Below are 24180 nucleotides of genomic sequence, written 5' to 3' on the forward strand. Positions count from 1 at the left end.
TACCTTGAATTATAATTCAGATTGGAAATACTTTTTAACTAAGGCTGAAAGGACTGCGAGCGTTTCTTCGTCCATTTTCCCGTCATAGCACTCTGGGCGAAAATGTAGTTGGAAAGCTCGAATTAAAATCTCATAACCTATGTTAGTATCAGCATTGCTGGTATCGTAACCATAAGTATTAAATAACTTTAGAATTTCACTTTTATTTGGCATGGAGTTATTATACTGGCATAAATATTCTTTTTTGGTTTCATCATCATACCAAGCTCCGACGCCACACATATAGAGTTCAAACCACGGGAAGGCAGCTCCGGGATCACTTTTACGTCCCAATGAAATATCTGAGTGGCCCAATACATGAGTGGGGGATATATCCGGATAACGTTGTAAGATGTTAAGCGCCAAATCTTTTACAGCTTCAATTTGCTCATCATTATAGGGTGGAAAGGTAAAATTACCTTTATTATCAGATGCCTGATTAACAATCTCAATACCAATTGAACTGTCATTGAGATTGGTTCTCTGGTGCCAGCGGCTTTCGCCTGCATGCCAGGCACGGTCATTCTCATCTACTAAGTTGAATATACGCAGCTCGTCAAAACCGGCGGCTATATAGCCAGGGTCCATAGGATCTGGAATTAAATAATGCGAACTGACTAGCGGCCCAGTCAATGCGGTGATCGAACCTGTGAAATCAACTACGGTATAGTGGAGAATCAAAAACCTAACGCGTTTATTGAATCCTTTCACATTACGGTATGAATTATAATCTATATTTATTAATTGAGAGTTTTCCATTTAAGTGCTCCTTGTTATTTGTGCATGATTAAAATAACTTTACTCATCTTGCTGTCCATTAACGCCGATTGAGATTTACATTAATTTAATTTAATCGAATGGGCAAGTTTGATTTTAAATTATGGTTCAGGTGGTTACTGATTTATATCACTATCTCAATATCGTATTTAATAGAATCAATAACATATAAGGATTAAAAAAGTTATATAACACTTCTAATGGAGGTTGGATTTAATAACCATTAAATATCATTTCTGAACGTGATGGGTTACTTATTTAAGAGGGTTATATATGCGGGGGTAAAACCCCATAAATTCTAAGAGTAGCATTTACGGAGCCTAGGGTGTTACAGAATTGTATTTCGACTAAATTGACATCTTCGCATCTTAAACTGGCTGAAATGACAGCGAATCATATTAATAACATTACGAATAGGATTTTTAGTTATAGAATTATTATTTCAAACTCCGGTTGAGAAGCCAATGTAGTCGCTACGACCCGATGATCATTTTAGGGATAGGATGAGATACATCAGCCAATATTTTTCCGTCGATTGACAGTAAATCTGTCGATGGGCTGGATATCAAAGCCGAGTTTATTCATGTCCTTTATGCCAATAGCCAGTTAACCTCGTGAGCAAGAATACTACAATGTGACTCTATCAGCCTAAATTGTCTTAAGTCGTGTTAACGGGAGGATCACTGACCCAGTCAGTTAAATGGTTTAGATTGATAAGCTTAGTAAGAATATCTATCCTTACCCCTCAGGATCATCGAAGCAGTTTCTAAACCACCCCAGATTTACTACAGCAGTTGATGAGGTAAAATGAATACTCCGTTAAACCGCACCACCCGTGAAATGAAAATCAACAATGTCGTGTTGGTCACCAACACCTTGAAATCACTGGGTACGGCAACTAAAGGCGAGCTGGCTGGAAACACGAGTCTGAGTATTGCCACCTGCGGCGCGGTGCTTAACGAATTATCACTGAGTGGGGAAGTGTTGGCGTTGGAATTTGAAGAATCTCGCGGGGGCAGGCCAGCACAGCGCTATGCTTATAATCCCGATTATTTTTCCGTTCTCAGTTTATATGCCGCGGGCAGTGATACCTCAGCAGAAATTATCTGGTCGCTGAGTTCAGCTACCGGAGAAACTTTAGACCAAGGTGAACTGCTATTTCAGCCGCTGGGACTTGCCACGTTTTACCAAACCCTTGATGCGCTATTGACTAAATATCCCAAAGTTCGAGCAATAGGAATTGGGTTGCCGGGTGTCGTGGGAGAAAATGGAACCGTAGCTTCGTGCGATATTTCACTGTTCACCGGGATAACGATAGTGCAGCAGTTAGAGGAAAAATTCGGTATTTTTTCTCAGGCAGGTAATGATATGAATTATACCGCCTACGGTTTCTATCGTAATAGCTGCGCTGGAGTCAGCGCTCCGGTCGCGTATATATATAAACCTGAACTGCCTTGCACCGGCTGCGGTATTGTTATTAATGGTAAAGTGCTACATGGTGCTAATAACTTTGCCGGTGAAGTTTCCCATTTACCGTTTAATTATCAGACTCTTTTACCGGATACTGAAGAGATAGCCCAGACCATTGTTTCTTTGGCCGCGATAATCAATCCGGTTACAGTGGCCATTTCCGGGCCTAAGATAAATGAATCACAACTTGCTGATATTCTAAGTATTTGTCATCAGCATATTCCAGAAAAACACATGCCGACGCTCATTTATCGCCATTCTATTCGTCAGGATTATCTGCAAGGTATCGCAGAACTGACGCTACAAAACTACAATTTCCATCGTCTGTTCGAGCTTTAACTTCCCTATTTTTAATCACCACGACGTTTTTAGCGTCGTGACGTTTGACATCTTATCCCGCGACGGCCACAATGAATTCACTTTTTAAAAGTCTTTTATTAACTATGGCGTCTTTGTAACCAGACAGCCTTTAACGTGTAAGATAAGGATTCTCTGTATATGTCATTGGGAAAAGCCGCGGTAGGGACTCCAAACAACCGAATTGCCACTCGGGCCGTATTTTTTGTCACGGGAATGGCGATGGGAATGTGGGCAGCGCTGGTACCTTACGCCCAGATGCGAACTCAGGCTGAAGCAAAAGATCTTGGCTTATTATTATTATGTCTAGGAGGTGGCTCGTTACTCTCAATGCTGTGTTCCGGACGGATTATTGGTCGCTTTGGCTGTCGGGCAGTGATTGTTGCTTCGGTAAGTCTTTACTGTTTGATGCTACCGCTGTTAGCAACTTTCAGTGATATCAGGATGTTAGCCTTAAGCCTGTTTGTCTTTGGCATGGGCATCGGCTTGGCTGATGTGGCGATGAATGTTCAGGGTACGCTGGTTGAACAAGCGGCAAAAAAATCCCTCATGTCAGGTTTCCACTGTTTATGGAGTGTTGGCGGAATTGTCGGTGCTGGCGGCGGCGCGATGTTGCTCAGTATTGGCGTTATGCCTCAAGGCAGTACATTTTTCGCTATCGTTTTGATTACATTAGTCACATCCTTGTCATATCGCTCGTTATTACCTTTTGGCGGTGAAGAAGGACGGGGCGACGAACCCAGAGGAAAACCGAATTTTCGTCTGATATTGATGGCATTAATGGCAATGATTTGCTTCATGGCCGAAGGTGCGATACTCGATTGGAGCGGAATTTTTATGACGCAAGATCGCGGGATCGCAGTCGAACATGCTGGTTGGGGCTTTGCCGTATTCGCCATCGCCATGTCGTTAATGCGCGTCACAGGTGATGCGGTGGTTAATGCTTTGGGGCGCAAACGCGTGTTAATTTTGGGTGGACTGCTTGGAATTGCCGGTTACCTGATGGTTGTACTGTTACCTGGGTGGGTGATGGCGCTGTGTGGCTTCGCACTCGTCGGTATTGGCGCAGCGAATATTGTTCCTGTCTTGATTACTTTAGCGGGACAGGAAAAAGTTATGCCGGTAAATATGTCTGTAGCAATGGTTGCGACCTTAGGTTACTTCGGCGTATTGGGCGGTCCGGCGCTGATTGGCTGGATAGCGCATCTTTCTAATCTGTATGTGGCATTCTCTATGGTTGCGGCCGCATTCCTGATTATTACTTTAGGTGCCTTTAAATTAAAGTATTAGATTTAACTGAGTGGCAATTGTGCCAGCGGGTACAGCAGCGCCAGTTATTTTTTATCCTGATTATCCTATACCGCAAGGAGTTTCAATGAGCGTCAAACTTATCGCAGTTGATATGGATGGCACCTTTCTAAACAGCAATGGTCAGTATAATAAATCGCGCTTTAGAGAACTGTATCAGCAGTTATTACAGCGGGGTATTAAATTTGTTGTGGCCAGCGGCAACCAATACTATCAGTTGAAAAGTTTTTTCGATGATATTGACGATCAAATAGCCTATGTGGCTGAGAATGGTGGATATATCGTTGATAAAAAGCAGGAAGTTTACTGTGGAAACCTACCTTCTGCGCAGGTTGCTCAGGTGCTGGAATGCATCAGTACCTTATCGGGAGTAAATTTTCTGGTTTGCGGTAAAAAGGGCGCTTATATGCTGGAGACTGGCGATCCCGATTTCTTTACTGGAATGCGTACCTATTATCACCATCTCGACACAGTGGCTGATTATACACAGATCGATGACGTTATCTTCAAGTTTGCTCTTAGCTATGAAGAAGATGATGTCAGTGGACTGATGGATGAAATAACACAAAAAATAGGTGACATTGTCACAACAGTTTCCAGTGGGCATGGATCTGTAGACCTGATAATTCCGGGGAATCATAAGGCTAATGGTATCAAGCGGATTCAACGCATCTACGGGATTGCGGATAATGAAGTAATGGCAATGGGTGATGGCGGTAACGATCTGGAGATGTTAAGGCACGCAGGATACGGTTTTGCTATGAAAAACGGCTCCCCGGCGGCAAAACAAGCGGCGAAATACCTTGCACCGACAAACGATGACGAAGGTGTATTAAAAATAATCGATGATTGCTTGAATAATCGACCACCGTTTGATTTAGTCACCCAATAAATGATGTCGCTACGTGAAATCAGCAAGGTCATAGCAGGTGATTTTTATCAGATTTCACGTAGCGCGATCGAAAATAGGCAGGGTTTGCCGCGATGGGCAGCAATGAATAGTATGAGCATCCCGTCATCATCTCGATTAAAGTTAATCTTAACGCTGTGTAATTGGTCAATTGGTAGTAAGGTCACTCACATTAAAATGGGTTCGCAAGCACTGAAGAATTCGAATGAACAAGTTGAGTGAGCGAAAGCATTAAATTATTCATCGGTTATCCGGCATACAGGCAGGTCAGTAAAAGATATAGGCCACATTCACTAAGGGTGAAGCCATGATTGGGAATTAGTTTTTAGCTGGGATAAGCAAAGCCGAAATGAACTTGGAATAACGAACAATAAGAATAAACCGCAATGGACAAGGATTAAGGCAAACATCGGGAACCTCACATATTCTTATCTTGGTGCGCATAATGTATATTATGTTAAATTGACTGGGTTCGTTATGTTATTGAGTTCATGCGTCGCTCTCTTTCTATGAATTACAGATAAGTTTACGGTTTGCTAAAGTTGAGTTGTGATTTTACGATAACTACAGAATGTAGCAATTATGGGACCACAGCTAAGTTCCTGGCATATTCCATCGTACATATATCAAGAAACAACCAGAGAACTCATCTTATGGTTGATGACGTCTTCCCTTCCCTGTTCAAAACGTGAAGTGCGCACTCCATCAGGCATTTGTAGCAGTTCTTCAAGTAATGAGCACTGTTCATCTGATGCCAGTGTAAGCACACCCGTTTTAGTTCCATGCACTTTTTGATAGTTCCTGTTTCTCAGCCGGTATTCTTCCGGTGTTAGATTATTCAGGGACTCATGAGCTCGCTCGCTGTTATATTCCGTCAGCCAGCGATCTGTGATCTCCTGTGCGTCACTCAGGATTCTGAACAGATAAAAATCCAGTATTTCTGTCCGGTAGGTTCGGTTAAACCGTTCCGACGGACTTCAGAACGGTGATGATTTGGTGTTTAGTGAATCGATCTTACGTATAGCGATCTCCTCAAGGGACATACTCAGTAGATCTCTAAAAGTGAATTCAAGACAGGAACAATGGTACGTTTTACAGGCATACTTACACCAGCCCTGAAAGACGTGGTCAGAGTCTGTCTGCTGATTTTTCACGAACCCGCTTCATCCAGCAGAAAGAAACGGGCCAACTGAACATCATTGGGTTCACGAGAAGTATGATGAAAAAAACATACTGTCGCACAGATATGTGAACTCATGAGGGTTCAAGACCTACCCTCTATAATATATTGATGCTGCAAAAAATGTTTGTTCATGGATATTGTAATCCTGCTTTTGAAAGCGCTTTAATGTTTATTTTTCTTGTTGGGCTATCTTTCCCAAGAATATCATCTAATTTTACAATGCATGAATTATATTCTTTCTTGATTTCGCTTGGAATATATCTAAAGCCACCTTTAATATAGTCTGAAATTATGTTTTTTTTCACTTCATCATCAATGCATTCTAATTCATCTCGCTTAAATACAAGTCCGAAATCTATGGGTTCCACGCTGCCTTCTGGAGTTTTCAAAAAATTGGATGGGTTTGCATCACCCATAAAAAATCCATTTTCAAAGAGATAGTTAACTCCGATTAGTGTGTCTTGAAAATTTGGAGTGTTGCCGTTAATAAATGGCATTTCAATGCAGTTACCTACTATAGTGGCTGCGTTTTGAAAACTCCCTTTTTTTATGTTATATTCATTGCACATATTTCCTTCGTGAAAAAGTTCATTAAGTGTTAAGTTTTTCGTTTTCTTTATAACAGACTCTCCATCTTTATATACAGCCCCTCTTGATCCTTTACCCAATAGCTTTTTCTCCTCCTTAGGTTCATGATTTGTTTTTAACAATTCTTTCGCATTGACTTCCCACGAGTAAATTCGAGACTTGATAAAGGAATCATCTTTGACAGATTTAATGTTTTTAATGTCTTTGATTAACCTAGATACCTTTTCATAATTTACATTAGCAATGCAAGGGGTATCCCTGAGTATAAACTCACTCTCTCCATTTTTAAATTCATACTGAGTATTTGCTATACTCACCAATTTTTCCAACGATTTACTAGATAATGATTTATTGTTTATTTTTTTAGCAATGGCACTTTGTAAATTATCAGAGTGAATATTTATTTTTTCTTTAAAAAAACTAATCATATTAAAATCACTTAATTGTAGGTTTATTGAATGAGAAGAATGTTAACTTCAATTCATGATAATGTTTTTTGTTGTAGGTTTCTTTCAAAAATAGGGATATAAAGCGTGTCACAGCTGTTATTTGAACCACAATTTGATCAAAAAATGCACTCTCCGTGCGTTTTCGGACGATTGGGCTTCAGACCCCTTGCACATCCTCTAAGCATATTGGTATTAGTGGCGGTTCTGGCGGGATTTCGGGCGTTAGCATTGGCACTGTTGTACGGTAATTGCTGTAAATTAGTACATCAGATAATCTGGAATTATGTAGATAAATACGGCAAGGAAAACATTTATATGACGTTCTCATCTTGCAAATGAGCCATCGGGTGCTTGTCTTTGATATAAGCCCTCCGGCAAAAAGGAGTCTGTCTAGGCGGTTTCATAGTTGAGTCCTTTCAGTTATTACACCTGTCTGTGATCACTACACTCAATTTTTTTTCACAGTTATATAAAAGTGTCTTGCTAGATAAAATCCACCAGCGAATTAATGCCTTTTGTTTAAAAACATCAAGAAAATACACACACCTTTATTGCTAACTCTTGCCTTTTGTTTTGTCACGTGAAGTGCATTGATAAGTTAATGGCCGTAAATTATTTCGTACAATATGAATGAATAATTCATCATCCCGATAATTGAATTTACATTTTTCCGCACTAGCCTTACTAAACCATTCATAGTCAAAGGTTAATAATGGGTATTTCACCGTTTTCTTCTCCTCGTCAGCCATTCAGTTATTCGATAACGCACAGGCTGGATCGTGTGCTGGATGCGGCCATTACACAAAACAGGATCGTGGGTGCCACGGTTCTGGTTGCTCATCGAGGTAAGGAAATTTATCGCGGTAGCGCCGGTTATTTCGATCGGGAAGCCCGGCTCCCTATGCGTGATAACACCATTTTTATTATGGGATCTTTGAGTAAGCCGCTCGTTTCGGTTATTGCTATGCGAATGGTAGAGAAAGGTCTGATTAGTCTGAGCGATCCGCTGACTCGCTGGTTACCCGATTTTCGCCCAAAATTGGCCAATGGTACCGAGCCAGTCATTCGTATCTGGCATTTGCTTACACATACCTCTGGGTTGGCCTATAGATTTGTCGAACCACAGGATTCCCCTTATCACCGCCTGTCGATACCAGATACGCTGGATGAAGTTGGAATGACGATACAGGAAAGTTTACAGCGACTGGCTTCTGCGCCGTTGTTCTCCGTACCCGGTAAGAAATGGCGTTATTCCCTGTCGATAGACGTATTGGGAGCGCTGCTGGAAGCAGTTTGTCAGCAAAAGCTAGGAGATATTGTTAAAAATTGGTTAGCCGGACCTCTGGGTATGGCAGACACTGGCTGTGGGGTGACGGATACTTCGCGCTTTGCTATTACCTATCACGATGGCCAGAACCGCCCAGTACGGATGAACATGAATAAAAACACTCAGCTTCCTCTGTTTGGCAGTAGTGTTGTGTTAAATCCTAATCGAACTGTGCATCCTGACGCCTATGCTTCTGCTGGTATCTGTTTGGTCAGTACCGCCGACGATATGATGCTTTTTACTGAAAGCCTTCGCCGTGGCGGTATGCCCCTGCTTAAACGACAAAGCTTCGAATTAATGTTGCGGGATCATGTAGGTTCTCAGGCCCAATCTCAAGGCCCTGGTTGGGGATTCGGTATGGGTTGGGGGGTGTTAAATGACCCTCTGTGTACTTATACGCCGCAATCTGCAGGAACCATTCAATGGCGAGGCGTGTATGGGCATTATTGGTTTATGGATCGGCAAAACCAACTTAGCGCCGTAGTTATGACGAATACCGCCTTTCGCGGCATGATTGGCTGTTTCCCGCGTAATATCCGCGATGCAATCTATGGTGTAGAGAACAAAGGCGAATACCGTGAGGGAATTTGGGACGGTTATCAATAGGCACTGTTAGCTCGTTAAACCCTGGCCTTTATTCGTATTACCCGCTAACACTTAAAAACTCTCGGTTTGTTGTGCCTATCGCAACGCAGAATATACATGTCGTTTGTCGTTGATGGCTGACAGTCAGTATACGGCTGGAGCGAAGCAAACCGAGAGTGAGAATGCTACCCGCGCTTGGTTAATTAATTACGTAATAAGATAAAGTGGCTTTATCGAGGTGAATATCACATCGATTCTTATTCTCATGAGGCGTTTCCGCTACGGTAGAGACCAGCCATTGACCTTTCGCCGTAAGAGGTAGCGTTAATTTCCCATGGCTGTCTGTCTTGCCTTTTAAATCCACATCTTCAAAGGCGTAGGTATGCGCCAAGGCGGGATGAGACAATGTATTATTTTTTTCATGGACGTGGTCGTGATGATGGTGTTCATGCCCCTGCCCCTCGGCGTCGCTGCGTGCCTCTCCATTATTAAAAATAACGCCAAAGGTGTGATTAGCCAAAGGTTTGCCGTTATAAAGAAGTTGTAATTCCAAATCGTCACCAATAGACAGCTCATTCGGATTCTGTAATGGGACAAACTCTAATCTCAACCCCATCGGTTGGGTAATAAACTTATTAGCATCGGGATTGTTCACAAAGCTGATGGTTTTACCCGACATCGTGTTATCGGTGCAAAAGCTACCTGGCCATTGGGTTTTATCTTCTTCCTGACGCCATTCGTCTTTCTCTCCTACGCGCTTCACTGACCAAATAGTTGGCTTATAGGTAGACAGAGCAATATAAGAGCCGGGCTTCAAGTTTTCCTGCTGGAATTTGACGCTTTTACCATCGATGTTAAAACTGTATTCCTCACTGCCGTTGGTCAATTTTAGTGGCGCAAAGAAATGCAGCCTTTTCGCCGGAATCACTTCCCCATGAGGGAATCCATGACCATAGGCCATTTCTACCGTTGCCGTAGTGGTGTTTTGCACCGGAGGCATATTGGTCCATAAATCATGGGCGCTTACCGTTGAATGCACTAACGAGGCGCACAGGCCAAGAGAAAAACACAGGGTTTGAGTTCGATTCATTTAACTACTCCATATTAAATATCCAACATTTTCTGGACGTTCAGGTCAGCAATACATTCCCGGTAACAGAATTTGAGTGTGATAATGTAACGAACTTCATTTCCTACGGCAAAGATTTTGTTATGTTATAACATATTTATTGCTGCAATGATTCACTCTGCCCTGTCCTGCTCTGCATGAAGCCACAACCCCTTCCCCGTTAAGGTATGATGATTAGTGCTTTCATCACCTTTTCTATCGTATGATTGAAATCATATACATTTCTAATAACCTGATTCCCACGCATACGACGGCGGTAGCAATCGAGCTCACGCCCACTTTTCAGCCACGATCTTTAGATAAAAACCGGGTTATAGGTGTTTGGTTTATAATTATTTGTTTTATACCTGCTAGGTTTGCTATGACTAGGTTTATAGACATGAGTGTTTAGGATTAAGCCCCCTGAAAACTGCCGGTGAGAATCATTCAGTGAGAAATAACGATGAGAGAAAGTAAGAGGCTGTCCTGGCGGCACGCTAGCGCCCTGATGGGTTGGGCATTAATCTATTATTTTGCGGGTGTGGTTTCGCAACAGTTTGATTCCCCTGATTTTCAAATATCTCTGGTGTGGTTTCCCTCCGGCGTGGCTGTAGCCGCCTTTTTGGCGGTTCGCTGGGGTTTATGGCCGCTGCTGTTCTTTATTTTTTCGATTGTGAGCGTTCTACTTGAACAACACTGGCGCGAAGATGTGCTCAGTGCGTTGTTCTATTCCGTCTTGTCGTTACCTGCCAGCGTGATTATTGCCTGGATAGTGCGGCGTTTTGCTCGCCCCAATGACGATTTGCACGCTATTTTACTGTGGATAAGCGCGACTCTTATTATCAGCGCGCTGGATGCATTGATAACCGGCGGTGGAATTGCGCTAGCGGCAGGTTTACCGCTATTCAGCCTGTTCTGGGTCAGCCTGATTGCCGACGTGACCGGCATTCTGTTTGTGACCATCATTATTATGGGCTTCCTGAATATCAGAGTGCGTTCCGCTCGACTGACGCTAAGAGCAAAACTGTCGGGAGCGGTTGTCTGGTTACTCCTTTGTGCTAGCACCTGGCTAATCTTTTCGGGAAAACTACAGGATTTTGCGGCCAGCGGTGCCGCGCTGTACTTTGCGTTGTCCTGCCTTCCTATCGCTATCGCTATCGTGCTATCGATTGTCGCCGGTAATCGGGGCGGTTCACTGGCGCTGCTGACGCTGGGCGCCATCGTGATTTTTTATACCTATCAACACAAAGGCCCATTCTTCTTACAAGGACTTCATCGTGGCGAGCCTTTGCTACTTACTCAATGCTACCTGACCGCCACGGCTTTATTGATGGTATTCCTGCGTGGATTATCCCACTCAATACACAGTTTCAACCCAGAGACCGGCCGCATTGAAGGAGACGGCGTGATGTATCAGCTCAACCCAGAATCGGGCGAAATCCTGTGGGATAGCGACATTGGCGCCTTATTGGGTGAGCGGGAGTCGACAGCTTTCCAGCATATTGATGATGTATTGCCGCGCATTCATCCACAGGATAGAGAAAAACTGAAACAACATTGGCGGGCGGCAGAAGGTCGGGAGCCGCAAGGTGCTTTGGTGTTGCGCATCCGGACGGCCAACGGAGAGTGGCTTTCTATCGTGGATGGCGGCTGTGTGTTGCTGACCAGCGCTGAAGGCAATCGCGTGATGGGTAACTGGCAAATTAGCCAGTACAACTAATGAGCCAGTACAATCAAGGGAATCAAGGTATGAACCGATATTTACCGCAGAGATGCCAGCTATGATTCAAATCGCCCTACTATTATTTGGCGTTGACTTTGTCCGTTCCAAAGCCCGATTTCTTGGTTTTATTGGCGCGGTTTGGGGATTAACGGGTATCGGGATTTTTATCGATGGTATCGATGGCACGCTGTATTTTCCCTTAAAGACCTTTGGCTTGCTGCTATTGCTGGAAAGTCTGGTGACGCTCAGCGTGGCAGCCAGCGGCGTAGGCGCACAAAAAGCGGTGCTGTATTTTAAAGGCGGCTTGTTTTGTTTCGTGGCGCTGCTGATCCTGTCGAATAGAACCTACAGTAACCTGCTGCTGGCGATTATCTTCGGTTTTGCCTATTTCATTATTGGCGCCTTAGTGATTGCCTCCGCCTGGGTGGTTCGTTATCCCCGCTGGAAACATGCAATGACTAGCGGAAGCTGTCAGATTTTATTCGCCATATTTATGTTTAGCCCTTATCCCACGCACTATCAGGCTACTGTGTCATTCTTTCTGGGTACTCTAATGTTTATTAGCGGAATGAATACCTTACTGCTGGCAAGGCGCGCCAGCCAGTTAAGTGAAGGCACTTCGGTATTCGAGCTGTTGGCTCCCTCGGATATTCTGTCTGGATTGACTATAAAATCTGCGGCAAAACCTAGGGCGCTCCCACCAGAGCATGCAGATTTCACTGAACCCCTGACCGTACATATTTGGACGCCGGAAGGTGCTGCGAGTGCCAGAACCATTCCGCGCCCAGTGATCAATCGCTATATTGCGGCGGTGGATACACAAGGGGTGATTTCCACCGGTCATGCGGCGCTGGAATTGTCGCCGAAGGTGTATATCAGTCTGTATCCCGCAGCAGATATCGATCGTTCCCCCTCCGAGTTTTTGCGGTTGCTCAAGGCTACGCGCGATAATGACGTTGCCGGGATTTTTCAGCCGGATTACGCCACCGAAGCGGCCAATTGGTGTGAATCTGATAGAAAAATATTATTCCATGAGTACAACGGCCCGGCGCTTTTGCGCTATTGGGAGATTTATCAGCGCCAGAAGACCTATAACCTGACATCACGCAATTGCTCCAGCAGCGTAGCATACGCGTTAGAAGCGTCATTAGATGGCGTACTGGCCGATCAGGGAAAACATTGGCGACCCGCGTTACGAACCTTGTTTATGCCTGAATTGTGGATCGCGGCTCAGGTACGGCGACGGGCGATAACTATGGCTTGGACGCCCGGTTTAGTGATGGATTATGCCCGCGCGCTGCGAGCGATTGTCCATCCGGTGCCGCAATCTTGGTATCAGCGAATGCCGTGGAAATGGCGTGTAGGCGATGAAAGTAAGGCCGAAACCGAAACGGATAAGGGTTTTTAGACACGACATTCAGAATTACGCGATCTTAATAATTGAAAGTGACAGCGTCACACGTTCAGTGACGCTGTTGTCTCATAATGAAAGTGTGTAGACAGCAGAAGTTTAGCGAGCAGATGTTTAGCGGAACGGTGGCTCGTTAAAGGTACGCAGTTTACGCGAGTGTAACTGGTCACCCTCTTCGCGTAACAAATCAATGGCGCGAATACCTATCTGCAAATGTTCGGAAATCGCCCCCTCATAAAAATGGTTCGCCTGACCGGGCAATTTGATTTCCCCATGCAAAGGTTTATCAGAAACGCAAAGCAAAGTGCCGTAAGGAACGCGGAAACGATACCCCTGAGCGGCAATGGTCGCACTTTCCATATCCACGGCGACGGCGCGGCTCAGGCTAAACCTCAGCGCTGAAGCAGAGAACCTCAGCTCCCAGTTGCGATCGTCCGAAGTGACTACAGTACCGGTACGCAATCGCTGTTTAACCTCTTTCCCCGGCATCCCGCTAACCGCTTTGGTTGCGTCATACAGCGCCCTTTGCACTTCGGCAATGCTGGGAATGGGAATATCCGGCGGCAATACGGCGTCCAGAACGTGGTCGTCCCGCAAATAAGCGTGCGCCAGTACGTAATCCCCAATTGCCTGACTTTCCCGCAGCCCGCCGCAGTGGCCAATCATCAGCCAGGCATGAGGCCGCATAACCGCCAAATGGTCACATATCGTTTTGGCATTGGATGGGCCGACACCAATATTCACCAGTGTGATTCCCTGCCCGTTTTTAGCGATCAAATGGTAGGCCGGCATTTGATGTTTTTTCCACGCCAAATCTGAAGTGGTTTTCTGCGGATCGGCGTTTTCTGCCGTGATATAAGTGCCACCGGCGCAGGACAATCCCTCATAGGGGCTGCTCGGATCGAGAATCTGTTCGCAGGCCCAACTGACAAACTCATCCACATAGCGACTGTAATTGGTAAATAGAATATAGGGCTGAATATGTTCGGCTGGCGTACCGGTGTAGTGTTTCAAACGCGCCAGTGAGAAATCGGTACGCAGCGCGTCAAAGTGAGACAGTGGGAAGTTATCCGTCGCGGTATCCAGTCCATCGGTGATACCGTCGCCAATTTTGGCTAGATCGGTGGTGGGAAAGTGCTGCGCCAATCCGGCGGTCATGGTGCGGTCTAATAGCAGGTCGGAACCGTCAATCACAAAGGGATATGGCATATCTATTTGTGACGGCGTCACCTCAAAGCGTGCCCCGTACTCACTTTCCAACAGAGTCAACTGCTCAGTGAGATAGCGACGGAACAACGCCGGGCGCGTCACCGTGGTGCTGTAGCGGCCGGTACGGGAAAAGCGTCCATAAGCGCGGGTGCGAATGTTGTCGCGGAACTGGCCTTCCCAACTGACGCTCAGCTGAGGATAGGCAAATAAACCTTGGGCACGTTCTGCCGCATCGGGCAGCTTTCCCTCACGCACAAAGTCGCTGATGGCCTCTCGTAGCGCAACTAATGCCGCGCCGTACAGCGCCTCGAGTTTATCCAGCGCCTCAGATGCAGTGAGATGGACACTATCTTGTGTTTTTTTCAAAATATCTCCTTAAAGCAACGGTTAAGGCGTCTGATTTAGCTTACTAATATAGTCGTCTTTAGGAAATGATTGATATAATGATTTGGGTTTATAAGAAGAACAAATAGGGCCACATTCCTTAATCCTTTCGTCTACCCCCTTTCATGCTAAGTTTCCCCATCGGCGCGAATCCATTGATTTATTCAATACTCATCTGACGAAACGCAGTAGCCAACATGGCCATACGCGCAGAACGGAAAAATTACAGCGGCAGTGGGATAATAGTGAAATAAACAACATGAGTCTCTGCACAAAAATACGGTATCCCAAACTGAATACTACCGAAATGAGCTATATTGTTCTGTTTGCTATAGGTATGACAGATTTTCTGAAAACAACCTCAGTGCTGAAGGAATAATGGAAAATAATATGAACGGACCCGATCATACGAACAAACACCCGATGGCGGGTTTTCCGCAAGTTTGTTACATCAAAAATACGGTAACTAATCCCAATATTATTATCGGAGATTATACATATTACGATGATCCTGATAATTCGGAGGACTTTGAACGTAATGTTTTGTACCACTTCCCATTTATTGGGGACAAACTGATCATTGGAAAATTTTGCGCCATTGCCAGAGGTGTTAAGTTCATTATGAATGGTGCAAATCACAAGCTATCAGGCGTCTCGACTTATCCTTTCCAGATATTTGGAAACTGCTGGGAAAAAGTCACCCCTTCTCCCGGCGATCTGCCGTTCAAAGGCAATACTGTGGTGGGTAATGATGTGTGGATAGGATTTGAAGCGCTAATTATGCCGGGAGTCAATATCGGTAATGGCGCAATAATTGCGTCCCGTTCTGTCGTAACCTCAGACGTACCGGCGTATTCCATCGTTGGTGGTAATCCAGCAAAAGTCATTCAATATCGATTTACTCCAGACCTTACGGCTAAACTTGAGCAATTAGCATGGTGGGACTGGCCAGTTGAGAAAATCACTCAGAATTTATCATTAATAGTGTCGGATGACGTGAATGCGCTGGTTTCAGTCATGGATATCTAGTTCATCTTGGCAGAGCTGACCTGCGGATGTTTTCCCGTGGTCAGCGATTAAACCATCTTAAGCCGCTATAACGGATAATAATTTGCGCCAGGCGGTAAATTTCCAGTCTATTTTTCTCCTTTCCTTTTTTATGCCGAACGAATCAGCGTCGGCACGTTTGTTTGCGTCCCCCCGATCGTTAACTTATTTGTGAGAAATCAGATAACGCTAACCACTGCCATTTGAATAATAAGTCTAACGATATATCTGATATTTAATATCCATTATTTATTAAGTAGTTAACTGTGTTTTGTCATTTGATTTGGTCAGCAAAGATGTGGAGTGTAGGGCTTCCCACAAGGGAGAAAGCAGGTAGCGCCAAACGGCTTCAAAGTTATAGGCGCTATAAAATAACAACATTCCACCATTTAATTTAAGAGAGCAATATATGACGACTAACAATGCACAATTGAGACATGGCCGAATTATTACTCCTAAAACTCGCGGATTAGTGGCAACCGATTTAGGATTAATCGGCGCATGGGAAAATGATGAAATGGAAGGCGGTAAAAATTTCCCTGACTTAAACGCGGGTCCGTTTCCTGCGCCGTACCAAGCGGATAACCCAAGTAATATTCCGCCTCAGGATGGGTTGATTCTCAGCGGCGGTCACGCAGGCAACCGTGAAGCGGTCAACTTTACCGATCAGGAAATGCAGCAAAAACTGCGGGCGCTAGGCAATGCCGATGACAGTTTCAGTTGGCCAAAGATCGCGGTAAAACCCGGCGAGCTGTTTGACGTCAATTGGGCCTACACTGCCCCTCACACCACTCGCGGTTATCGCTGGTTTATTACCAAGGATGGCTGGAATCCGCAGGAGCGCATCACTCGCGATCAGCTGGAAGTGGCTCCGTTCCACGAAGATTTCTACCCGTTCGTGCCTTATTACTCATATTCGGCTAAATTGGTAGCAAAAACCAGCCATCAGGTGCCTTTACCTACAGGTAAAAAAGGCCATCACGTTATTGTACTGCTTTGGATCGTGGCGAACTCAGGTAATGCTTTCTATCAGGCATTTGACGTTGATTTTGGTGCATAACCCTCCTCGGTGATGCTCGACTATCATGTTTTTCGCGACGCCGGTCTGCTTAGCAGCACCGGCGTTTTCTCGCTTGATTTCCCACGCTGATCATTCTCTTCTTTACAGTCACTCTTTTATACACATTCCATGTTCGCCCCTATCTTCGCGCGTCAATTCATTCCGTATAGCGATTGTTATTGATAAACAAGGGGTGGTTTTGCCACCTATTCAAGCGTTTGATTGGTGTTAATGAGAATTAAAGTATCCGCTGTTGCAGATAACACATTATTTTCTGCGTTAGACATCTCTCATAAAGGGTCCCTTTTGCGTGGCAAAATCATTTTTACGCAGTGGAAATTTAGATGACATGCTTGCCTTGGGCGAAAATGGGCAACCGGTTTATGCTTCAGCACGCCAGCTTCGGGAAGCGTTACGCTTAAGGAAACAGCAACATATTGCTGACTGTCTGGCGATTCCCCAGCCAAATGAAGACGGCGACCGCATGGATTGGTATTCCCCTATTTCAGGCAAGGTTACCTCCTGGATTGCGGCTAGCCATAGCCAGCGCACTTCGGCCATCAAGCAACTGGAAATGTGTCAGGCCACGGTGGCGGCGATTAGCCAACGTGCTCAACAAGCGGAAAAAACCGGTCATAAGCTATTCGGTGCGCTGTTGGCAAAAGCCTTCCAATTCCCCGATCAAAATCATGTTTATCTGGTCGACGGCAAGCCAGTCATTACCTTCTGGGGTTTCGTCAATCTCGATAAAAAATCCCGATCCGACGCGCTGGATTGTCTGCGCGCCACGGTGAATGAACCCGCCGTTGAGATGATGCCAGCGGCTGCGCCGGTTAGCCCAAAAGCAGAGCCTGCCGCGATCGTGACGCCGACGATTCCGGAGCAGGTGATTGCGCCACCGCCAGTCGCGGAAAACGAGCCGGTAAGGCCAAACCGCTGGCGTCGCCTACGGTTATGGCTATTGTTACCGGCCGCCGGCGTGATGGCAGTTTTGGCGCTGCAACTGTCTGCGACTAAACCAGCAGCCGTAGCTAAGCCCGCCGTCAGCCAGCCCGTGACCAAACCTGCCACTAAACCGGTAGAAAATCCGGCTTCGGCAGCTAAACCCGCGCCTCTCGTGGCCGCAGCCCAGCCTGTAGCAGATAAACCTGTGGTAGAAGTCGAAAAGCCAGCGCCGATAAAGACCGCAGAAGCGCTGCCGTCAAACTCACTGCCGGTTACCCATGCGACAGTGATCGCTCCAGTCGTACCTGAGCCACCTGTGGTTGCCGCAGTAGAAACCGTTGCGGTGCCGATTCCGAAAGATGCGCTGGTATTGCCGCCGGACGCGGTAAAAATCGGCTCCACAAAATTTCTGAATGGCCGCTGGCGAGTATTTGTTGATATCAAAGATCCGCTGACTGGCAAACCGCCGGTACTGAAATACCAGATAAAAGACGGCAAAGGTACCGCCCGTATCACCTATGGCGACAACATCAGTTGCCGGGTCAATGTTAACGCCGGTCTGATGCAATCTGGCAATCTGGTTATCAATAGCCGTACCAAAGCCCGCTGCAGCGATGGTTCCCGTTATCAGGTCCCCGAACTGGTGTGCAAACAAGGCCTGATCGGCCCCGCCGAATGTACCGGCCGTTATGACGCTGAAACCCTTCTTCCAATGACGATGAAACGTGAGAGTAAATAAACACTATGCTGGCGACGATCACGGATTATAAACAACGCATTACGCTGATTCAGAACAGCGGAATTCAATTTTTGGATTTTGCCTTAACGCCCGCCGTGGATGCCGACTTGCCCCATGCCTTTGTGCGTAAAAGCGCCAATGGCCCATTATTGCGTTTGATGTTTAATCAGGAACGCGGCAAATACCTGTTACCGGTAGCGGGTTCTACGCCTGAAGTGGTGAAACCTGAATTCAGTTTCCCACTGGATCAGTCACTTAAGTTGCTGGAGAACATCTGGCTGCCTTTACCTTTCCTGCGTTTTAATCCGCCACGTAACTTTATCGGTGGCCCAGATAACTGGGCGCGGATGCAGATTTTAGCGTTGGACACTCCGGATCAGGACGGCAATACTCACCGCGTATGTCTGGCATTTGATACCAAGGTTTATCCTGAAGGTCACGATAACGAATTCCTTGCGCCTACCGAGCATGATATTGATACCGGCACGCATTTTGCTCTAGCATATCAAAATGATGAATTAGGGGAATTTCTCGATCTGACCTGGGTAGACGGCTGGTTACGGGAAACCTTTATTCAACAGGTTAGCCAGCAGGAGCAACGTACCGAGCGCGAGATTAAAGCCTCGCTGCGAGAATTCGAATATCAGGCGCACTATCTTAACCTGCTGGATATGTTAGGTAAGCAATTAGGTGTACCGGACATCAAAATGGCCACCGCCACGCTGCAAGAGCCCGCGGTGAACGTTGATCTGATTCTGGACGTGGGGAATTCCCACACTTGCGGCGTTCTGGTGGAAGATCACGGCGACGGAATCAACGGGTTGCAGCAGTCTTACGAACTACAGCTGCGGGATCTCAGTCAGCCACATTATTTGTATAACGAACTGTTTGAAAGCCGCGTCGAATTTTCCCAGGCAGCCTTCGGCAAACAGAATTTCTCGGTGGAAAGTGGTCGTGACGACGCCTTTATCTGGCCGTCGATCGCGCGCGTAGGTCGGGAAGCCAGCCGAATGGCGCTGCTGCGTCAGGGTACCGAAGGTGCAACCGGTATTTCCAGCCCGCGCCGCTACTTATGGGATGAAGAAAGTTTCACTCCCGGCTGGCGCTTTAGCCGTACCGCCACCAAATCTCACGGAGAAGCGCCGGCGATCGCCCTGCCGTTGACCAATCTGATCAATGACGAAGGCCAGCCACTCTACGCTTTGCCGTTGGAAGAACGTTTGCCGGTATTTTCCCCTCATTATAGTCGCAGCGCCTTGATGACGTTCATGTTGTCGGAACTGTTGGCGCAGGCGTTAATGCAAATCAACAGCCCAGCGCAGCGGCAGAAAATGAACCATGCCAGCGCACCGCGCCAATTGCGCAATATTATTCTGACGCTGCCTTCGGCTATGCCGAAACCGGAGCGCGAAATATTCCGTCGCCGAATGCATGAAGCCATTGGGCTAATCTGGAAAGCGCTGGGCTGGCATCCGATGGACGATGATTTCACCTGTGCTGAAGATAAAGCCAAAAGCCACGTACCTGTGCCAGATGTTCACATGGAATGGGACGAAGCCACCTGCGGGCAGATGGTTTATCTGTATAACGAAACTCAGGTGAATTTCGGTGGCCGTACCGAAGCCTTCTTCGCCAGTATGGCGCGTCCGGATAAACCGCTCGCCGCAGATGAAACGGCAGGAAAAAGTCTGCGTATTGCCTCGATCGATATCGGCGGCGGCACGACCGATCTGGCGATTACTCAATACGTTTTGGATGATGGCGTTGGCAGCAACGTAAAAATCACCCCACGCCTGCTGTTCCGAGAAGGATTTAAAGTCGCCGGCGACGATATTTTGCTGGATGTGATTCAGCTTTATGTATTGCCAGCGGTGCAGGCCGCGCTGAAAAAATCCGGAGTGCCTTCTCCTGATCTGTTGATGGCTAAATTATTTGGCAATGATGGTCGCGCCGATGGACAATCGACACTACGTCAACAAGTGACTTTGCAGCTATTTATGCCGTTGGGCCGCGCAATTTTACAGGCCTATGAAGGTTTCGACCCGTTAGACAGCAGCGCCGAGATCGACGCCAGCTTTGGCGAATTGCTGACTCAGGCTCCCACTGCGCGTGTGCTGGATTATTTGAATACCGAAGTGCAGCGTGAACTGCGCGCCGATGCTGAACCTTTTGATATTCTTCAGGTTGTGCTGATCGTTAAACTCAGCAAACTGCACGCCGAGTTTCTTTCCAACCGGATGAATTTGACCCAAAGCCTGCGTTCGCTGTGTGAAGTGGTTTCGCTATATGATTGCGACGTTTTGCTGCTGACTGGTCGCCCTTCCCGCTTCCCTGGTATCGCCGCGCTATTCCGCCATTTACAGCCTCTGCCAACTAACCGGATTTTGTCGCTGGATGGTTATCACACCAGTGAATGGTATCCGTTTAACAAATTGGGTCGCATTGATAATCCCAAATCCACCGCCGCCGTCGGTGCCATGCTGTGCCTGCTGGCGCTGGATCTGCGTCTGCCGGGCTTCTATTTTAAAGCCGGTGATTTTCAGCCTTATTCCACCGTGCGTTATCTCGGTATGCTGGACAGCAATCACACCCTAAGTACGGATAATCTGTATTACAGCGATATCGATTTGGATTTGCCGTCCTACCAGTTACCAGCGAAAGGCAGTTTCCCAGTGCGCGGCGCACTGTGTCTGGGGTTCCGTCAGTTGGATAATGAACGCTGGCCCGCATCTCCACTCTATACTCTGTCGATAACTGATACAGAATTAGCGAGAAAAGTGGCTGGCGACGGAGATCTGCGGGTAAGGTTAACCTTGGTGAAAGGTGTACAGGATAACAGCCCGGAACGCTTCGACATTGCCGAAGCGTTACTTGGAGATGGTAGCCGCGTGCCGCTGCAACATTTACGACTGAAATTGAATACTCTGGCCGGTAATGGCACCGGTGAGACGCATTACTGGATCGACAGTGGGAGCGTATTTAAAAAATGAAATCTTTAACACCCGAACAGCTGTCGGCCACGCTTACCTATCAGTTACAGGCGGTTGTGCAAGGCATTGACCACAGTTTTGGCTGGATTGAAAACTGTCGCCAGCAGGCCCCACGCTTGGATACCGAAGCTGAGCGGCTAAAAATCAAACTGCGCCGCCATCGGAGTGAGGCTCAGCGTTTGTCAGTTGTTTCTTCCAAAGCAATGACCATCGGTTTTTTTGGTCAGTCTCAGCAGGGAAAATCGGCGTTGATTACCGCGCTGACTACGAACGGCGACAATAAGCTGGAAACCCGCTTAGGAGATAAAACCTATGATTATCTAATGCATATCAATCCGGATAATCAGGCTACCGCATTGGCAACCCGCTTCACCCGCCAGAATGAGCCAGAAGAACACGCTTATCCGGTACAGCTCTCTTTGCTCAATGAAACCGATTTAGCCAAGATGACGGCCAACATCTTCCTGCATGATTTCTTACAGGAAAAGGCACTATACCAGCCAGATGCCCACTATATCGCCGAACATCTCAACTTATTGGCGATGCACCGCCAAAGTCAGGCAGTGAGTGGTATCACGGAAGATGATGTGGTTACGCTGTGGGATTATCTGCTGCGTCAGGATAAAAACAGCCAGTCCCTGCTGAATACTCATTTCTGGCCTACGGCTATCGAACTGGCTCCCTGCCTGAGTGTAGACGATCGCGCACGTTTGTTCTCGCTGTTATGGGGAGAAATCCCTGCTTTAACAACAGCTTATAATCACTTCGCGCAGACTTTACAGCATCTTAACGGCGCCACTGCGGTATTGGCACCTTTGAGCGTATTAGTTGATGACCTACAGTTACCGGCTAACAGCCTGATGAATATGACCACGTTGGCCAACCTGAATACGCCGTCGGATATTTCGGTTCAGGTTAAACCGCTATGTCAGGGTGAAAAACAACGTGAAGTGACGTTGTCACTATCCGAGCTCACGCTACTGAGCGCCGAGCTATGTATCCCGCTACACTCTACCCCGCGTGATCCGGCTTTTGCCTCCGTGGATATGCTAGACCTGCCCAATTGGGGAGCTCAGCTTGATACGCCGATGTTAAGTGAATCTGAAAATTTGCAGCGTTACCCGTTAGCACAGAATTTTTTGCGCGCCAAATGTGAATATTTACTCGATCGCTATACCGACCATCAAGCTATTAACCTATTGATGTTATGCAGTGCCGCAGGCCAACGTTCTGAGGTAAAGAAAGTCGCCAAGGCATTGGATTACTGGGTAAAACAGACTCAAGGGGAAAATGCACAGGTACGTGCACGTCGTCATCCAGGGCTAATTTGGGCGCTCACTCCCTTCGATCAACGTGTCACTCATGGCCAACATTATGATGAAGCGGTACAGCGGCAGGTTGGCAATCCCGGTGATAGCTGGGGCTCGGTGCAAGCGCTGGATGAACGCGGTACCGAACGAATGGCAACCTATTTAATCGGAGAAATCGCCCGAAATATTAAAGGCGAACGCCTGACGGAGCAACTGCATGAACTGCAGCGGGAGCTACAGGATAATCTGCTTGGCCACTGGTATCACTCCGAAGGTGTCAGCGATCCGCAGAAAAGAAAGCGCATCGCCGAAACCTTGATTAAAACCCTACAAACTCGTACCGGCGTTCACGGCGAACTGTTGGAGCGTTTATTACCTGCCAGAGAGGAGCTGCTGCGGTTATTCCTACAACAATCTCAGGGAGTGACTAGACAACCGAGAGCCGCTCAAAGGTTAGTTCAAACCAGCAACGAACCCTTCAGTGTAGGAATTGAAATCGATTTGTTTAGCGAGTTACAGGAAAATGTCGACACAAACCTCGACGTTTCTCCATCCATCACGACAAATAACGATGCCAGCTATGCCAGAGATGTACACCGTTACTGGATCAACCATCTGCGTAGTTTGCCAGAAAATGGCCCGTTAGTCGCCCTGCTGGGCGTGAGCAAACCGACTATTGAAATGCTGATGGAAGAACTGATCACCGCCAGTATTCGTCTGGATATGGAAGGTGCTCTACAGCGTAAACTGACCAATCACGAACAGCCAGGTACACCGTGGGAACCGTTGGCAGATCAACAGGTTTCGCGTGCATTAACGGTACTGGGTGATTTTGTCGCTTGGCTGGGCTTCCTGCAAATTGAACCGGCGCAGCGGCCTGACAGCCGGATTAATCGTGGCCATAAGATTTTTGCTCAGCCAGAAAAACCGGAAGCAAACTGGGGCACATCCCAACGTTTGACTCGTTTGGCTCTAACGCCAACCAATACCACAGCGTTTTATATTTATGACTGGCTGGTGGGACTCAATGAACTGATTATGCAAAACCTCGGTTACTCAGCCGGAAAAGAATTGAGCGTGGCGCAGCGCGATCGCTTGGGCGCGATATTGCAGTTGATTAAACCTATGGCACTGTAGCCAGAAAGCTACACTTCCTGGTTATAAAGCGTCCGGTTATTTTCGTCTGTGCTTTCATCCTTCCGCCTGTGGCCCCGAATATCAGTGGCCGCAGGCGGAATGTCTGTAATCAAACGCCAACAGC

Annotated in this window: 15 protein-coding genes and 1 pseudogene; 11 read left to right on the plus strand and 5 right to left on the minus strand. The window is 46.7% G+C overall.

Features of this window, described 5'->3' with window-relative positions; all coding sequences use genetic code 11:
* Positions 1-9: 9 nt before the first annotated feature.
* Positions 10-798: an N-acetylmuramoyl-L-alanine amidase gene (locus AD970_RS09775; protein WP_049598326.1), complete on the minus strand. Its 789-nt coding sequence runs from the start codon at positions 796-798 to the stop codon at positions 10-12.
* An 825-nt stretch (positions 799-1623) separates the two neighbouring features.
* Between AD970_RS09775 and AD970_RS09780 the strand changes: the two genes are divergently transcribed.
* From AD970_RS09780 to AD970_RS09790, 3 genes are all read left to right on the plus strand, one after another.
* Positions 1624-2625 (plus strand): ROK family protein, encoded by a 1002-nt coding sequence (locus tag AD970_RS09780; RefSeq protein ID WP_049598328.1) that lies wholly within the window; start codon positions 1624-1626, stop codon positions 2623-2625.
* A 159-nt stretch (positions 2626-2784) separates the two neighbouring features.
* Positions 2785-3933 carry an MFS transporter gene (locus AD970_RS09785; RefSeq protein WP_049598330.1) on the plus strand — a complete coding sequence of 383 codons (1149 nt, stop codon included), beginning with the start codon at positions 2785-2787 and terminating at the stop codon, positions 3931-3933.
* 85 nt (positions 3934-4018) lie between these two features.
* Positions 4019-4843: a Cof-type HAD-IIB family hydrolase gene (locus AD970_RS09790; RefSeq protein ID WP_049598332.1), complete on the plus strand. Its 825-nt coding sequence runs from the start codon at positions 4019-4021 to the stop codon at positions 4841-4843.
* A gap of 792 nt (positions 4844-5635) precedes the next feature.
* Here AD970_RS09790 and AD970_RS19620 read toward each other — a convergent pair.
* Both AD970_RS19620 and AD970_RS09795 read right to left on the minus strand, forming a co-directional pair.
* A pseudogene (locus AD970_RS19620) lies at positions 5636-5829 on the minus strand (integrase core domain-containing protein); the annotation flags it as partial.
* Positions 5830-6172: 343 nt separating this feature from the next.
* On the minus strand, positions 6173-7060 hold the full coding sequence (locus AD970_RS09795) for a hypothetical protein (protein ID WP_049598334.1): 888 nt from the start codon (positions 7058-7060) through the stop codon (positions 6173-6175).
* Between the two features lie 733 nt (positions 7061-7793).
* On the opposite strand from AD970_RS09795, the gene AD970_RS09800 reads away from it, so the two are divergent.
* Positions 7794-9014: a serine hydrolase domain-containing protein gene (locus AD970_RS09800; protein WP_049598336.1), complete on the plus strand. Its 1221-nt coding sequence runs from the start codon at positions 7794-7796 to the stop codon at positions 9012-9014.
* Positions 9015-9192: 178 nt separating this feature from the next.
* On the opposite strand, the gene AD970_RS09805 is transcribed toward AD970_RS09800, so the two are convergent.
* Positions 9193-10083, minus strand: a complete 891-nt coding sequence (locus tag AD970_RS09805; RefSeq protein ID WP_049598337.1) for a DUF4198 domain-containing protein — start codon at positions 10081-10083, stop codon at positions 9193-9195.
* A gap of 481 nt (positions 10084-10564) precedes the next feature.
* Here AD970_RS09805 and AD970_RS09810 point away from each other — a divergent pair, with 481 nt between their 5' ends.
* Together AD970_RS09810 and AD970_RS09815 are read left to right on the plus strand one after the other, a co-directional pair.
* Positions 10565-11821, plus strand: coding sequence for an MASE1 domain-containing protein (locus AD970_RS09810; protein WP_072080629.1), 1257 nt, complete (start codon positions 10565-10567; stop codon positions 11819-11821).
* Positions 11822-11882: 61 nt separating this feature from the next.
* Complete coding sequence (locus AD970_RS09815) at positions 11883-13232, plus strand: peptidase (RefSeq protein ID WP_049598403.1); 1350 nt, start codon at positions 11883-11885, stop codon at positions 13230-13232.
* A gap of 117 nt (positions 13233-13349) precedes the next feature.
* On the opposite strand, the gene AD970_RS09820 is transcribed toward AD970_RS09815, so the two are convergent.
* Complete coding sequence (locus AD970_RS09820; RefSeq protein ID WP_049598339.1) at positions 13350-14810, minus strand: AMP nucleosidase; 1461 nt, start codon at positions 14808-14810, stop codon at positions 13350-13352.
* A gap of 408 nt (positions 14811-15218) precedes the next feature.
* Between AD970_RS09820 and AD970_RS09825 the strand changes: the two genes are divergently transcribed.
* The 5 genes from AD970_RS09825 to AD970_RS09845 all read left to right on the plus strand — a co-directional run bounded on the left by AD970_RS09825 (position 15219) and on the right by AD970_RS09845 (position 24056).
* Positions 15219-15857 (plus strand): Vat family streptogramin A O-acetyltransferase, encoded by a 639-nt coding sequence (locus AD970_RS09825; protein WP_209429072.1) that lies wholly within the window; start codon positions 15219-15221, stop codon positions 15855-15857.
* A gap of 427 nt (positions 15858-16284) precedes the next feature.
* Positions 16285-16935, plus strand: a complete 651-nt coding sequence (locus tag AD970_RS09830) for a lytic polysaccharide monooxygenase auxiliary activity family 9 protein (RefSeq protein WP_049598342.1) — start codon at positions 16285-16287, stop codon at positions 16933-16935.
* Positions 16936-17245: 310 nt separating this feature from the next.
* A complete protein-coding gene (locus AD970_RS09835; RefSeq protein ID WP_049598344.1) occupies positions 17246-18619 on the plus strand; it encodes an SrfA family protein in 1374 nt (457 codons plus the stop codon).
* 5 nt (positions 18620-18624) lie between these two features.
* Positions 18625-21609 (plus strand): virulence factor SrfB, encoded by a 2985-nt coding sequence (locus AD970_RS09840; protein WP_049598346.1) that lies wholly within the window; start codon positions 18625-18627, stop codon positions 21607-21609.
* A complete protein-coding gene (locus AD970_RS09845; RefSeq protein WP_049598348.1) occupies positions 21606-24056 on the plus strand; it encodes a putative virulence factor in 2451 nt (816 codons plus the stop codon). Before AD970_RS09840 ends, AD970_RS09845 begins: the two co-directional genes overlap by 4 nt.
* Positions 24057-24180 lie beyond the last annotated feature (124 nt).

It is taken from the genome of Yersinia nurmii, from assembly GCF_001112925.1.
GTDB lineage: Bacteria > Pseudomonadota > Gammaproteobacteria > Enterobacterales > Enterobacteriaceae > Yersinia > Yersinia nurmii.

Bases quoted from the DNA above. Each gene is read 5' to 3' on its own strand.
- AD970_RS09810 (WP_072080629.1), top strand. From the start codon at position 10,565: ATGAGAGAAAGTAAGAGGCTGTCCTGGCGGCACGCTAGCGCCCTGATG.
- AD970_RS09840 (WP_049598346.1), top strand. From the start codon at position 18,625: ATGCTGGCGACGATCACGGATTATAAACAACGCATTACGCTGATTCAG.
- AD970_RS09785 (WP_049598330.1), top strand. From the start codon at position 2,785: ATGTCATTGGGAAAAGCCGCGGTAGGGACTCCAAACAACCGAATTGCC.
- AD970_RS09795 (WP_049598334.1), bottom strand. From the start codon at position 7,060: ATGATTAGTTTTTTTAAAGAAAAAATAAATATTCACTCTGATAATTTA.
- AD970_RS09780 (WP_049598328.1), top strand. From the start codon at position 1,624: ATGAATACTCCGTTAAACCGCACCACCCGTGAAATGAAAATCAACAAT.
- AD970_RS09815 (WP_049598403.1), top strand. From the start codon at position 11,883: ATGATTCAAATCGCCCTACTATTATTTGGCGTTGACTTTGTCCGTTCC.
- AD970_RS09830 (WP_049598342.1), top strand. From the start codon at position 16,285: ATGACGACTAACAATGCACAATTGAGACATGGCCGAATTATTACTCCT.
- AD970_RS09775 (WP_049598326.1), bottom strand. From the start codon at position 798: ATGGAAAACTCTCAATTAATAAATATAGATTATAATTCATACCGTAAT.
- AD970_RS09825 (WP_209429072.1), top strand. From the start codon at position 15,219: ATGAACGGACCCGATCATACGAACAAACACCCGATGGCGGGTTTTCCG.
- AD970_RS09800 (WP_049598336.1), top strand. From the start codon at position 7,794: ATGGGTATTTCACCGTTTTCTTCTCCTCGTCAGCCATTCAGTTATTCG.
- AD970_RS09845 (WP_049598348.1), top strand. From the start codon at position 21,606: ATGAAATCTTTAACACCCGAACAGCTGTCGGCCACGCTTACCTATCAG.
- AD970_RS09790 (WP_049598332.1), top strand. From the start codon at position 4,019: ATGAGCGTCAAACTTATCGCAGTTGATATGGATGGCACCTTTCTAAAC.
- AD970_RS09805 (WP_049598337.1), bottom strand. From the start codon at position 10,083: ATGAATCGAACTCAAACCCTGTGTTTTTCTCTTGGCCTGTGCGCCTCG.